The organism is Polyangium sp. y55x31 (genome assembly GCF_029946505.1).
GTDB lineage: Bacteria > Myxococcota_A > Polyangia > Polyangiales > Polyangiaceae > Polyangium.
Genome location: NZ_JARZHG010000008.1, coordinates 30,852 through 43,539 on the forward strand (window position 1 = coordinate 30,852; position 12,688 = coordinate 43,539).

At 68.5% G+C, this 12,688-nt stretch carries 10 protein-coding genes and 2 tRNA genes; 7 read left to right on the forward strand and 5 right to left on the reverse strand.

The window, feature by feature from the left end; all coding sequences use genetic code 11:
• The first annotated feature begins 99 nt into the window (after window positions 1-99).
• From QHF84_RS16810 to QHF84_RS16820, 3 genes are all read left to right on the forward strand, one after another.
• Complete coding sequence (locus QHF84_RS16810; RefSeq protein ID WP_281314318.1) at window positions 100-1,635, forward strand: polyamine aminopropyltransferase; 1,536 nt, start codon at window positions 100-102, stop codon at window positions 1,633-1,635.
• A complete protein-coding gene (locus QHF84_RS16815; RefSeq protein ID WP_281314319.1) occupies window positions 1,635-3,230 on the forward strand; it encodes an FAD-dependent oxidoreductase in 1,596 nt (531 codons plus the stop codon). The genes QHF84_RS16810 and QHF84_RS16815 overlap by 1 nt, the downstream gene beginning before the upstream one ends.
• 178 nt (window positions 3,231-3,408) lie before the next feature.
• Window positions 3,409-4,182 carry a PP2C family serine/threonine-protein phosphatase gene (locus QHF84_RS16820; protein WP_272421132.1) on the forward strand — a complete coding sequence of 258 codons (774 nt, stop codon included), beginning with the start codon at window positions 3,409-3,411 and terminating at the stop codon, window positions 4,180-4,182.
• A 93-nt stretch (window positions 4,183-4,275) separates the two neighbouring features.
• Here the strand turns inward: QHF84_RS16820 and QHF84_RS16825 are convergent, their stop codons facing one another.
• From QHF84_RS16825 to groES, 4 genes are all read right to left on the reverse strand, one after another.
• On the reverse strand, window positions 4,276-5,043 hold the full coding sequence (locus tag QHF84_RS16825) for a 3',5'-cyclic-nucleotide phosphodiesterase (RefSeq protein ID WP_281314320.1): 768 nt from the start codon (window positions 5,041-5,043) through the stop codon (window positions 4,276-4,278).
• Between the two features lie 5 nt (window positions 5,044-5,048).
• A complete protein-coding gene (locus QHF84_RS16830; RefSeq protein ID WP_281314321.1) occupies window positions 5,049-5,696 on the reverse strand; it encodes a Crp/Fnr family transcriptional regulator in 648 nt (215 codons plus the stop codon).
• 137 nt (window positions 5,697-5,833) lie between these two features.
• Window positions 5,834-7,531 carry a chaperonin GroEL gene (gene groL, locus QHF84_RS16835; protein WP_281314322.1) on the reverse strand — a complete coding sequence of 566 codons (1,698 nt, stop codon included), beginning with the start codon at window positions 7,529-7,531 and terminating at the stop codon, window positions 5,834-5,836.
• Between the two features lie 67 nt (window positions 7,532-7,598).
• Complete coding sequence (groES, locus tag QHF84_RS16840) at window positions 7,599-7,904, reverse strand: co-chaperone GroES (RefSeq protein ID WP_281314323.1); 306 nt, start codon at window positions 7,902-7,904, stop codon at window positions 7,599-7,601.
• Window positions 7,905-8,341: 437 nt separating this feature from the next.
• On the opposite strand from groES, the gene QHF84_RS16845 reads away from it, so the two are divergent.
• From QHF84_RS16845 to QHF84_RS16860, 4 genes are all read left to right on the forward strand, one after another.
• A tRNA-Gln gene (locus QHF84_RS16845) sits at window positions 8,342-8,412 on the forward strand.
• Between the two features lie 42 nt (window positions 8,413-8,454).
• Window positions 8,455-8,529, forward strand: a tRNA-Glu gene (locus tag QHF84_RS16850).
• A 117-nt stretch (window positions 8,530-8,646) separates the two neighbouring features.
• Window positions 8,647-10,335, forward strand: a complete 1,689-nt coding sequence (locus tag QHF84_RS16855) for a RecQ family ATP-dependent DNA helicase (RefSeq protein WP_281314324.1) — start codon at window positions 8,647-8,649, stop codon at window positions 10,333-10,335.
• Window positions 10,336-10,379: 44 nt separating this feature from the next.
• The gene (locus QHF84_RS16860; RefSeq protein ID WP_281314325.1) at window positions 10,380-11,318 is read left to right on the forward strand and encodes an alcohol dehydrogenase catalytic domain-containing protein; all 939 of its coding nucleotides are present in this window, start codon (window positions 10,380-10,382) and stop codon (window positions 11,316-11,318) included.
• A 1-nt stretch (window position 11,319) separates the two neighbouring features.
• On the opposite strand, the gene QHF84_RS16865 is transcribed toward QHF84_RS16860, so the two are convergent.
• Window positions 11,320-12,606 (reverse strand): metallophosphoesterase, encoded by a 1,287-nt coding sequence (locus QHF84_RS16865; RefSeq protein ID WP_281314326.1) that lies wholly within the window; start codon window positions 12,604-12,606, stop codon window positions 11,320-11,322.
• Window positions 12,607-12,688: the final 82 nt, after the last annotated feature.

A 12,688-nucleotide genomic window follows, 5' to 3' on the forward strand; every position in this document is an offset into this window, starting at 1 on the left:
TTTTCGTCGCGGGCGTGCTCCCTCGTCGGGCCGCTTCCGACGTGGGCGTCTCGGATCGTGCTCACCGGCCGCGCCGACCCGGTGCTAGGAAGGCGCGGCATGACGCAGCAGCAACCGCGCCGCTGGGTCCACCCCGCGCTCCTCGCCATGGTGGCCGTGATCGCGACCTCCGGGCTCGTGTACGAGCTCGTGACGGGCACGCTGGCGAGTTACGTGCTCGGCGACTCGGTCACGCAGTTCAGCCTGGTGATCGGCCTGTACCTGTTCGCGATGGGCATCGGCTCGTACCTGTCGAAGTTCCTCGAGGATCGCCTCCTCCAGCGCTTCGTCGAGATCGAGCTCTGCCTCGCGCTCGCGGGGGGCCTCTCCGCGCCGCTGCTCTTCAAGGTCTACACGGCGGCCGCGGCGTTTCGCTTCGCGCTCTACGGCGTCGTGGTGCTCGTCGGCACGCTCGTGGGCCTCGAGATCCCGCTGCTCATCCGGCTGCTCCAGTTCTCGGTCGACCTGAAGGAGCTCGTCGCGCGTGTCCTCACGCTCGACTACGTGGGCGCGCTGATCGCGAGCCTCCTCTTCCCGTCGCTGCTCCTGCCGAAGCTCGGCGTGCACCAGACGAGCCTCTTCTTCGGCCTCCTGAACGCGGCCGTGGCGATGCTCGCGACGTTCCTCTTCCCGCTCGATCGCGGCGTCACGCTCCGCCTGCGCGCGCAGTGCTTGCTCGTCTTCGGCGTGCTCGCCGCGGCCTTCGGGTTCGTCAGTCGCTTCGTCGATCGCGCCGAGACCGTCTACTTCGGCGCGCCCATCATCTACACGGCGCAGTCGCCCTACCAGCGCGTCGTCATCACGCGATCGCCGCGCACGACGCGCCTCTTCCTCAACGGCAACCTCCAGTTCTCCTCGGACGACGAGCAGCGCTACCACGAGGTCCTCGTCCACCCCGCCGTCGCCGCGCTCGGCCGAGAGCCTCGCAGCGTGCTCGTGCTCGGCGGCGGCGACGGGCTCGCGGCGCGCGAGCTGCTCCGCTACCCGTCAATCGAGCGCATCGTGCTCGTCGACCTCGACGCCGCGGTCACGGACGCGTTCCGCAAGCTGCCCGTCGCGCTCGAGCTGAACGGCGGAGCCCTCAACGATCCACGCGTCACCGTGCGCAACGAGGACGCGTACAAGTTCCTCGAGGACTCGCACGACTCGTTCGACCTCGCGATCGTCGACTTCCCCGATCCCTCGAACTACGCCGTCGGCAAGCTCTACACCGACGCCTTCTACCACCTGCTCCGCGAGCGCCTCTCCTTCCGCGGCGTCGCCGTCGTGCAGGCGACCTCGCCGCAGTACGCGCGCGAGTCGTTCTGGACGATCGTGCAGACGCTCGAAGGCGCGGGCTGGAAGACGGCGCCGCTCCACGTGTACGTGCCGAGCTTCGGCGACTGGGGTTTCGTGTTGGCGGGCGGCGAAGAGCTCACGGCGCCGGGCGCGCTCCGCATCGAGCCGACGAAGCTTCGCTGGCTCGAGTCCTCGGGTTTGCCCGAGCTCTTCCGCTTCCCGCGCGACATCGGCCGCGTCGAGGCGCCCGTGAACCGGCTGAACGATCAGAAGCTCGTCGCGATCTACGCGCGCGAGTGGGGCGTGTTCACGCGCTGATGGACCGGCGGGCCTTCCTCAGGACGCTCGCGGCGGGCTGGGTGGTCGACACGATCCTCCCGGGAAAGGCGCCGATCGCAGGCCGCATCATCGGCGCCTCGCACGGCGTAGGTCACCTCGTGCGCGACGGCGGCGCGCCGGCACCGAACGGACCGCCCGATCTTGCCGACGTCGTCGTCGTCGGCGCCGGCATCGCCGGCCTCTCCGCCGCATGGCGGCTCGCGCCTGCGGGGCTCGACGTGCATGTGCTCGAGCTCGAACCTTTCCCCGGCGGCACGAGCACGTGGAGCGAAGAGGGCGCCGCGCCGCACCCGTGGGGCGCGCACTACCTCGCCGCGCCGAACCCCGAAGCACGCGCCGCGCTTCGCCTGCTCGAAGAGATGGGCGTCGTGAAGGGCTGGGACGCGGCGGGCCGCCCGCGCTTCGATCCACGCGTGCTCTGCCATGCGCCGCAAGAGCGCATCTTCTACCGCGACGCGTGGCACCCGGGGCTCGTGCCGCAGGACGAGCTCGACGCGCACGATCGCGCCGAGATGGAGCGCTTCTCCCGCTTCGAAGACGAGCTCACCGAGCGCGTCGGCGCCGACGGAAAGCCCGTCTTCCAGATCCCGCTCGCGCTCTCGTCGCGGGATCCGGACACGCTCGCGCTCGATCGGATCAGCATGCGCGCGTGGCTCGATCGCGAGGGCTACACCTCGCCGTTCCTGCGCTGGTACGTGCGTTACGCGTGCCTCGACGACTTCGGCGCCGAGCCCGAAGAGGTATCGGCCTGGGCCGCGCTGCACTACTTCGCGGGGCGCAAGCTGAAGACACCCGAGCTCGACGGCAGCCACTTCCTCGTGTGGCCCGAGGGCAACGGCAGGCTCGTCAAAGCGCTCTCCGAACGCTCACGCGCAACGGTCACGCTCGGCGCGCTCGTGACGGGCCTCGGCACGATCGAAGGCGGCCGCGTCGAGGTGCGCTGGCTCGACGTGCGTGATCGCGCTCCGCGGCGCACGCATGCGAAAGCCGTCGTCGTCGCGGCGCCCGCGTTCATCACCGCTCGACTTTTCCCCGCGGCTGCGGCGCGCTTGCCCGTACGCACGAGCTCGCCGTGGGTCGTCGCGAACATGCACGTCGAGCGCCCGATCGATCCCGACATGGCATGGGACTCCGTCCTCTACGACGCTGCGGGCCTCGGCTACGTCGACGCGCGCCATCAGCTCACCGAGCTCTCGTCGCGCACCGTGCTCACGTACTACCGCGCGTATGGCGGCCCCGACGTCGTGGACGCGCGGAAGAGCCTCGTCGTCGCGCCGTGGGAGCGGATCGCGAACGACGTGCTCCGTGATCTCGCGCCTGCGCATCCCGAGCTGCGCGAGCAGATCTCGCGCATGGACGTGTGCGTCTGGGGCCACGCGATGCCACGTCCGCGCCCTGGTTTTCTCGGCGAACGGCCCTTCGAGCCGCTCGTCTTGCTCGACGAGCGCGTGGCCTGGGCGCACGCGGATCAGCCGGGCATGGCGCTCTTCGAGGAGTCACAGGCGTCCGGTGTACGTGCGGCCGAGGCGCTCGCGCCTGCGCTCGGGATCGAGCTCGGCTCGACCTGGTTGTGAAAGCCAGGAAAATCGTAGCCATGAGCACAGAACCGACACCGTGTTGCCACGAATTCTGGGTTCTGGTGGGCTTGCTGGCCTTCTGGGGGTAGGGAGCGGGCTGGTCGGTGCGGGAAAGGTGATGGGATCTGCTCACCGACCTTGCACGGCCCCCCCCCTACGCGTCTACTGTTCGGCCATGCGAACCCGGTTCGCCGGGATGACCGATGTCGGCCTGATGCGGGAGCACAACGAGGACAACCTCCTCGTGATGCCCGAGTACCATGTCGTCGCCGTTGCCGACGGAATGGGCGGGCATCGCTCCGGCGATGTGGCGAGCCGGCTGGCCGTCTCCACCCTCTCGGACTTCTTCTCGGTCACCGTCGGTCGCGACGGTACATGGCCATTTCCTGCCGATCCGAACCTGACGGAGGAGGAGAACTACGTCGTCACGGGCCTGCGGCTGGCCAACCGTCGCATCTTCGATCGTTCGCTCAAGACCATGGCGGACTTCGGGATGGGCACGACGATCGTGACGGCGATGTTCGACAAGAACGCGACGCGCGTGACCGTGGGTCACGTCGGCGACAGCCGTTGTTACCGCATCCGGGGCGACAAGATCACGCAGCTCACGCGTGATCACTCGCTCGTCAGCGACGCCTTGCACATGGCGCCGTGGATGACGGAGGAAGAGATCAAGCGGCTGCCTCCGAACGTGATCACCCGCGCGCTCGGCATCCGCGAGGACGTGCTCGTCGATCTTCTCACCGAGGAGACGGCTGCAGGGGACATCTACCTGCTCTGCTCCGACGGTCTCTCGGGTCTCGTGAAGGACCCGGAGATCTGCGACATCGTCACGAAGGCCCCGTCGCTCGACGAGGCGTGCCGCGTGCTCATCGAGCGCGCGAACTTCCACGGCGGACTCGACAACATCACGGTCGTGCTCGCGCGCGTGGAGCCTGATCAGGCCTGACCGACCCTCACCCCAACCCCTCTCCCGCCAGCGGGAGAGGGGCTTTGCATTTCAGCGGTGCTGGCAGCGGTCGCAGCGCGAGACGCTCGTGCGCTACAGCAAAAACTGATCGCCGATCTTCATCACTTCGAGGCTCACGCCTTCGAGTGCGGCGCACTCGCGCTCCACCTCGGCCTGGAACACCGGCTTGATGTGGTAGAGCAGCGTCGGCAGATCCTGCGGACGGCGTAGCTTCTTCAGATCGGCGCGCAGCGTCTGCGGCGTGTGGTGACCACTCACCGTGGCGAGCCGCTGCTCCCGGTTCGGAAAGCTCACCTCCATCAAGAGCGCGCGCAGGTTCGGCTGCTCGTCGAGCACCTCCCACAGCCGATCCGTGGGCCCCGTGTCGCCGCTGTACGCGATGGCGCCGCCCGGCGTCTCGATCACGAACGCTGCCGACTCGATCGTGTGGCTCACCATGACCGCGCGCACGTTGCAGCCCGCGAGCGGCGCGGGCGTCTCCGGCGAGAGCTCGAGGTAGCGGATCGTCGGGTTCTCCGGCGTCGGGATCGTCGCGAAGTCGGGCCAGAGCTCGTTGTTGAAGAAGTGCTCGCGCAGGATGCGGATCGTCTCGCGCGTGCCTGCGACGATGAGCGGAGGCGAGCCCATCTGACAGCGGTTGTCCGCGAGCGTCGCGAGATCACGGATGTGATCGAGGTGCGCGTGGCTGACGAGGCACCCTTCGAGCTTGAGCTGCGCCTCGACTTCGAGGCCGCTCGTCAGGGATCCCGCGTCGATCGCCAGACGCTCGTCGAGGATGAAGGCGCTCGTGCGGTGCTTCGGAGTCTCGCCGCCGTGGCAACCGATGACGCGGAGCTCCACGTCGCTCAGCCTTCCCCGCCGAACTTCTGCGGCATCTCGAGGAACTCGACGAAGTCCTGAAGCCTGCCGACGTCGGCGACGACGATGCCCCCTGGGACCTCGCTCGCGAGGCGCAACCTACGCAGCCGCAGCATCACATCGGAGGCCGCGACCGAGTCCACGCCGACGTCACGCGCGAGATCCTCCGCGCGCGTGCGGATCAGGATCCCATCGGGCGTCTTCTCGCCGAACGCCTCCGCGTTCCGCGCCAGCGCGAGCATGATCCGCGCCTTCGGATCGCGATGCATCAGCACCTCGATCAACGCGTCGGCCGAGTCGAGTCGCTTCGCGAGCTTCTTGATCAGCCGCATCGCGATCTCGGAGTTGCCTGCGACCATCTTCTCGAGCGTCTTCGCCTCGACCAAGAGGCACCGCGTCGTCTCGACGACCGTCGCCGTCGCGCTGCGCGGCTTGCCGTTCAGGATCGCCAGCTCGCCGAGGAACTCGCCTGGGCCGAGCACCGCGATCACGCGCTCCTCGCCCGCGATCATCTTCGTGATGCGGACGGAGCCGGACTGGATCACGTACATCACGTCGCCGGGATCGCCCTCGCGGCACAGTATGTCCCCGGCCGAGAACTCGCGGCCAAACCGGGCGAAGAGCGGGTCCGACATCGTGGGGGGAGTTTACCGCCATACGGCAGGCCGGGTCAAAAACCGGAGGCTTCGCCGCCGCGCTCTTCGAAAAACGAAAGCCCCGGACGTCACGGACGCCCGGGGCCTTCTTGATGGCGTGAGCCTTCGCGGGGCGATCAGCCCATGTCGAAGTCGCCCATGCCGCCCATGCCGCCCATGCCGCCCATGCCGCCCATACCGCCCATGCCGCCCATGCCGCCCATGCCGCCGCCGCCGCCGGCCGCGGCCGCGGTCTCCTTCTTGGGCTTGTCGGCGACGAGCGCCTCGGTGGTGAGCATCAGGGCCGCCACGCTGGAGGCGTTGGCGAGCGCGTGGTGCACGACCTTCGCCGGGTCGATGACGCCCGCGGCGAAGAGGTCCTCGTAGGTGTCGGTCGCGGCGTTGTAGCCGAACGTGCCCTGCGACGCGCGGACCTTCTCGACGACGACGCTCCCGTCGATGCCGGCGTTCGTGGCGATCTGCCGGATCGGCGCCTCGGCGGACTTGCGCACGATGCGCACGCCGACATCGCGCTCGTCGCCGAACTTGAGCGTGTCGAGCACGGACGAGGCGCGGAGCAGCGCAACGCCGCCGCCGACCACGATGCCCTCCTCGACGGCCGCGCGCGTCGCGTGCAGCGCGTCCTCGACGCGGGCCTTCTTCTCCTTCATCTCGACCTCGGTCGCCGCGCCGACGCGCACGACGGCGACGCCGCCGGCGAGCTTCGCGAGACGCTCCTGGAGCTTCTCGCGATCGTAGTCGCTCGACGTCTCGGCGATCTGCTTGCGGATCGACTCGATGCGGGCCTTGATGGCGGCCTTGTCGCCGGCGCCGTCGACGATGACGGTGTTGTCCTTGTCGATCTCGACGCGGCGGGCCGTGCCGAGGTCACGCAGCGTGGCGGTGTCGAGCTTCTGGCCGAGGTCCTCCATGAAGGCCGTCGCGCCCGTCAGGGTCGCGATGTCCTTCAGCATCTCCTTGCGGCGATCGCCGAAGCCGGGCGCCTTCACGGCGGCGACCTTGAGCGTGCCGCGCAGCTTGTTCACGACGAGCGTCGCGAGCGCCTCGCCCTCGATGTCCTCGGCGATGATGAGGATCTCGCGGCCGTGCTTCACGACCTGCTCGAGCACGGGAAGCAGATCGGCCATCGCCGAGATCTTCTTCTCGTTCACGAGGATGAGCGGGTTCGTGAGAACCGTCTTCATCTTCTCGGGATCGGTCACGAAGTACGGCGACAGGTAACCGCGGTCGAACTGCATGCCCTCGACCGCGTCGAGCTCGGTCGTCATGCGCTTGTTCTCTTCGACCGTGATCACGCCCTCCTTGCCGACCTTCTCCATGGCCTCGGCGAGGATGTTGCCGATCTCCTTGTCGCCGTTGGCGCTGATGGTGGCGACCTGCGCGATCTGGCCCTTGTCCTTGGTGGGGACGGCTTGCTTCTTCAGCTCGCCGAGGATCGCGGCGACGGCGGCGTCGATGCCGCGCTTCAGGTCCATCGGGTTGTGGCCGGCTTCGACGAGGCGCAGGCCCTCGTTGTAGATGGCCTGGGCGAGGACGGTCGCGGTGGTCGTGCCGTCGCCGGCCTTGTCGCTCGTCTTCGAGGCGACCTCGCGGACCATCTGGGCGCCCATGTTCTCGAGCTTCGAGTGGAGCTCGACTTCCTTGGCCACGGTCACGCCGTCCTTCGTGACGACGGGCGAACCCCAGCTCTTTTCGATGACGACGTTCCGGCCCTTGGGCCCGAGCGTCACCTTCACGGCCTCGGCGAGCGTGTTGACGCCCCGGAGGATCGCGGCGCGCGCGCCACGGCTGAAAATGATCTGCTTCGCGGACATGGATCTTCTTCCCTCGCGGCGGATGTCGCCGCGTGCTCGGGTTTTGGAGGAGTGGGCGTGCGAGCGCTCAGCTCGCGGACTCTTCGCCGCCGGTGACCGCGAGCAGATCGTCCTCACGCAGGAGCACGAAGTCCTCGCCGTCGATCTTCACCTCGTTGCCGGCGTACTTGCCGAAGAGGACGACGTCGCCGACCTTGATGTCGAGCGGCCGGAGCTTGCCGTCGCGGAGGAGCTTGCCGTTGCCCACGGCCACCACGCGCCCCTCGATGGGCTTCTCCTTGGCCGAATCCGGGATGATGATCCCACCCTTCGTCTTGGTCTCGCTCTCGAGACGCTTGACCACGATGCGGTCGTGCAGCGGCCTGATCTTCATGATGGCTTCCTCTGTCGTCTGTTTGCTGGCACCGGCGGGCCGACGCCCCCCGGCCGTGGCTGTTGGCCACGGAGGGCCTCGAGCACCAACGCCGCTGGCACTCGGCTATGCCGGTGGCTAAAACCGGGCGGGAAAATAGATCCCCCCTTTCCACCGTCAAGCCCGCCCTGGGCCGGCTGGTCGTTTTTCCGGAGGCCTGCGTACGTCCGGAAGCACCTCGAAGACCTCGTTCGGCGTTCCGGACCGGACGTCGAGGAGCCGAGCCGGGCCAAAGTGGACGGAATTCACGAGCGATTCCGCGCTGTTCCGAACATACGACAAGAAGTGCTTGACAGGGCCGACGGCTCGGCTAATTTGCGCGGCCCGTGGACGACGGAGCGACTGCTCCGGTGCTCCACCGGTCCCATGACCCGTTGGGCTATGGGGCAGCCGATCCTTGGGGGATCGTCTAATGGCAGGACGACGGTTTCTGGCACCGTCTATCAAGGTTCGAATCCTTGTCCCCCAGCCCGAAGTCGGCTAAGAAGTGTCGCCGACGGATTTGAAAACTGGTCCCATCGTCTAGCGGTTAGGACACCGGCCTCTCACGTCGGTAACGCGGGTTCAATTCCCGCTGGGATCGCCAGAAAAACAGAAACGCGAAAAACGGCACCTTCGGGTGCCGTTTTCGTTTTGTGCTTTCCGCTCCCGGATGCCCGTCCGCGGCCGGAATCGGCCCCAGGCTTGCATTCAGCCGGGGCAGATGGCCACCAAACGGATTCCCTGGGGCCGCCTGCTCGGCGAGGCGCGACAAAAGTTTGGCGTCGAGCGCTTCCGGCCCGGCCAGAGCGAGCTCATCGAGGCCGTGCTCTCGGGCCACGACGCGATCGGCATCCTGCCCACCGGCGCCGGCAAGTCCCTCTGTTACGAGCTGCCGGCCCTCGTCCTGCCGAACCCCGTCGTGGTCGTCTCCCCGCTGATCGCGCTCATCCGCGATCAGGAGGACAAACTCCAGGACGCCCAGATCGACGCGACGCGGCTCGACTCGACCCTCACCGCGGACGAGGAGCGCCGCGCGACGGAAGATGTCCGCGAAGGTCGCCCTTCCCTCGTTTACGTGACACCGGAGCGCCTCGAACGAGCGGACGTCCTCGAAGATCTGCGACGCGGCGGGGTCTCGTTGCTCGTCGTGGACGAGGCGCATTGCATTTCGCAATGGGGACACGACTTCCGGCCCGCGTATTCATTCCTTCGCACGGCGCGAAAAGAGCTCGGCGATCCGCCCGTCCTCGCGCTCACGGCCACCGCCACGCCCGCCGTGCTCGACGACATCCACGCGGCGCTCGGGATCGAGTCCGCGCGCGTCGTGACGAACTCCATCGAGCGGGAGAACCTCTTTTTCGAGGTCTTTCGGACGGTGAACGAGGAGGCCAAGATGGAGCGCCTCCTCGCGATCACCGAGGAGGCGGCAGGGATCGGGATCGTCTACGTGTCGACCGTGAAAAAAGCCGACGAGCTGTCCGAGGCCCTCACGGCCCGTGGAATCGCGGCCGGTCGGTATCACGGGCGGCTCACGAAATCGGCGCGGGACGAGGCCCAGGCGCGGTTCATGGCGAACGAGTTCCGCGTGATGGTCGCGACGAAGGCGTTCGGGATGGGGATCGACAAGAGCGATATCCGCTTCGTCGTGCACTGGGAGTTCCCGGACTCGGTCGAAAGTTACTACCAGGAGGCCGGCCGCGCGGGTCGCGACACGAACGCCGCGCGCGCGGCCTTGCTTTATCGAATCGAGGATCGCCGCGTACAAGCCTATTTCCTCGCAGGCAAGCACCCGCGCCCGGAGGAAGCGGACAAGGTGCTCGCGGTCCTGCTCGCCGCGCCGAACCGCGACCTCGAAGCGCGCGAGATCGCCAAAATGGCCGGCGTCTCCGAGCGCCGCGCCAAGGTGCTGCTCGCGTCGCTCGACGCCGAGGGCCTCGTCCTCCGCAGAAAAGGCTGCTTCCGCGCCACGGCCGCGCTGCGGCGGGCCGGCTCCGCCAGCGTGCTGCGCGAGATCCGCGAGCGCCGCACCCACGAGGATCGGGCGCGGCTCGACGCGATCATCCGGTATGCCGAGACCACCGAATGCCGCACCCGCTACCTCCGCCGTTATTTCGGCGAGGAGGAAGGCGAGTCCTGCGGCCATTGCGACAATTGCCGCGATCACGCGGCCGAGCGCCTCGCCGCGGCCGCCGCCGCGAGCGCCGAGGAGCCCCCGCCGGTCGTCGTGCCCTCGCTCGCCGCGCCGCCGGAGCCGCCGCCCTTTGCCGTGGGCGAGCCCGTGCACCACGAAACATTCGGCGAGGGCGAGGTCGTCGCGGTGGACGAAAAGCGCATCAAGGTGGCCTTCCCGGGCGAGGTCGGGACACGCGTGGTCGAGGCGTCCTACCTCGAAAAAAAGAACGCGGCCTGAGCCCTGTGCTTGCGCGCGCCGGGCGCTTTTGAGAGAGAGGACGCATGAAGGCGCTCCAGTGCACAGAAAGCGGCGTCGCACTCGCCGACGTCCCCGCGCCCGAGCCCACGCCGGGCGAGGTCGTGATCGAGGTCCGGTCGGCCGGCATTTGCAACACCGACCAGGAGCTCGCCCGTGGGTACATGGGCTTTCGTGGCGTGCTCGGGCACGAGGTCATCGGCGTGCACGCGGGCAAGCGTGTCGCCATGGAGATCAATTGCGCCTGCGGGAAATGCGCGACCTGCCGCGCGGGCGGGCGCAACCATTGCCCTACGCGCACCGTGCTCGGCATCCTCGGCCGCGACGGTGGGATCGCCGAATTCGTACGGATCCCCGAGGAAAACCTGCACGTCTTGCCGGACGTGATCCCCGACGAGAGCGCCGCCTTCATCGAGCCGCTCGCCGCCGCGCTGCATGCCTTCGACGAGGCCGCGCCACGGCCGGGTGATCGCGTTTGCCTGCTCGGCGACGGCAAGCTCGGTCTGCTCACGGGGCTCGCGCTCGCCGCGCGCCGCGGGGATCTCGGTCGCGCGGTCGCCGTCGGCCGGCACCGGGACAAACTCGCGATCCTCGAAGCGGCCGGGCTCGACGTCGCGCTCGAATCGGAGTTTTCCGAGGCGGGATTCGATCTCGTCGTGGAGGCGACCGGAAAGCCGGTAGGGCTCGCCCGCGCGCTCGCCATCGTCAAGCCCCGCGGCACGATCATCCTGAAGAGCACGTATGCAGGCGTCGCGAACGTCGATCTCGCGCCGGCCGTGATCAACGAGAACAAGATCATCGGCTCGCGTTGCGGCGATTTTCAGCGCGCGATCGACGTGCTCGCCCGAGGGGTCGTCGACCCGCGGCCGCTCATTTCGGCGCGATATCCGCTCGCGGACGCGGCGCGCGCCTTCGAGCACGCGGCTCAGCCGGGCGTCTTGAAGGTCCTCGTTCTGCCTTCTTGAATCAGGCCGACACGAGCACGACGCGCGTCACCTCCGGCGGCGCGCCGACCCGCGCCGGCGGCCCTGCCGTGCCGAATCCGCGGTTCACCCAGAGCCGCGATCCATTCCGCTCGTAAAGCCCCGCCACGTATCCGTACGGCAGCACGAGCTTGCCCGGCTGCAATGCTCCGAGATTGACCTGCCCGCCGTGCGTGTGCCCGGAGAGCTGCAGGGCCACCTGGCCCGCGGCGTCCGGGAAAAACACGGGGTTGTGGCAAAGCAAGACGCGCGGCAAATCCTTCGGGACACGCGTGAGCGCCGCTTCGAGGTTCGGCCCGGCCCCCGGCGCGAGCCGCCGCGCCCACACGTCCTCCACGCCGAGCAGCGCAAACCCGTCCTTGTCGTCGCCGATGACGAAACCATCATTGCGCAGAACCCGCGCCCCGGCCGCCTTCAAGGCCGAGACGACCTCGTCGATCCCCGCATACCAGTCGTGGTTGCCCGGAATTGCCACGACACCGTCCCGCGCGAGCGGCGCGATGGTCCGCACGAAGCGCCCGAGCATTTCCGCGTATTTCGCGTCGTTGTCGAGCAGATCCCCCGTGAGCACGATCCGATCGGGCCGCGCCTTGCGCACGAGCTCCTCGGCCGCGCGCATCTCCGCGTCGCCGACGAACGTGCCGAAATGAATGTCCGAGAGCTGGACCAGCGTATATCCGTCGAGGCGCTTCGAAAGCCCCGGGATCCGGACGGGCACCTCCTCGATCACGTAATCGTGCCGGCCGAAGACCGCGCCATAAAACGAGCTGCCCGAGCCCACGAGCAGCGCCGATCCCGTCACCGCCTGGCCGAGGAACACGCGGCGCGTGGGCAACACGGGCCCCTTCTCGGGCGCAGGATCGGTCTTCGCAGGCTCCGCAGCGGGCGCAGGCGCGGGCACCGCGGGCTCGGTCGCGAGGGCCAGCGTGGGCTCGGCCGCGGGCGCAGGGGCGGGCACGGGCTTCGCGCGCGACGCGAGCCACGTGAAAGGCAGCGCCCCGAGCTTCGCAAGATCGACGAGCAAGAGGAGACCCGTGCTGATGAGCAAGGCGAGCAGCAGCGTGAACGCGACCTCGCCGAGCAGGCGCACGCCGAGGGCGCGCGCGAGGATCATCGCCGCCACGGACCCGAGCACCACGAAGAGGCCGGTCCGCTCGGCCCGCACCGAGAGCCCGAACGACTGCTTGACGCGGCGGCCGACGTAGAAGCTCGCCGCGAAGAGGACGAGCGTGATGACCGCGAAAAAGATGACCAACCGCGGAATTCCCATGGGATGCCGTGCCCTCGATCGCGGAGCGTAGCGCACGCCCGGCGCGTGCGGGAGGGGGCCGCCCGAAGAGATCCGGCTCGGC

What these genes read in the sequence shown, in the direction of transcription:
- QHF84_RS16810 (WP_281314318.1), top strand. Translation starts at nt 100, where the DNA reads ATGACGCAGCAGCAACCGCGCCGCTGGGTCCACCCCGCGCTCCTCGCC.
- QHF84_RS16815 (WP_281314319.1), top strand. Translation starts at nt 1,635, where the DNA reads ATGGACCGGCGGGCCTTCCTCAGGACGCTCGCGGCGGGCTGGGTGGTC.
- QHF84_RS16820 (WP_272421132.1), top strand. Translation starts at nt 3,409, where the DNA reads ATGCGAACCCGGTTCGCCGGGATGACCGATGTCGGCCTGATGCGGGAG.
- QHF84_RS16830 (WP_281314321.1), bottom strand. Translation starts at nt 5,696, where the DNA reads ATGTCGGACCCGCTCTTCGCCCGGTTTGGCCGCGAGTTCTCGGCCGGG.
- groL (WP_281314322.1), bottom strand. Translation starts at nt 7,531, where the DNA reads ATGTCCGCGAAGCAGATCATTTTCAGCCGTGGCGCGCGCGCCGCGATC.
- groES (WP_281314323.1), bottom strand. Translation starts at nt 7,904, where the DNA reads ATGAAGATCAGGCCGCTGCACGACCGCATCGTGGTCAAGCGTCTCGAG.
- QHF84_RS16855 (WP_281314324.1), top strand. Translation starts at nt 8,647, where the DNA reads ATGGCCACCAAACGGATTCCCTGGGGCCGCCTGCTCGGCGAGGCGCGA.
- QHF84_RS16860 (WP_281314325.1), top strand. Translation starts at nt 10,380, where the DNA reads ATGAAGGCGCTCCAGTGCACAGAAAGCGGCGTCGCACTCGCCGACGTC.
- QHF84_RS16865 (WP_281314326.1), bottom strand. Translation starts at nt 12,606, where the DNA reads ATGGGAATTCCGCGGTTGGTCATCTTTTTCGCGGTCATCACGCTCGTC.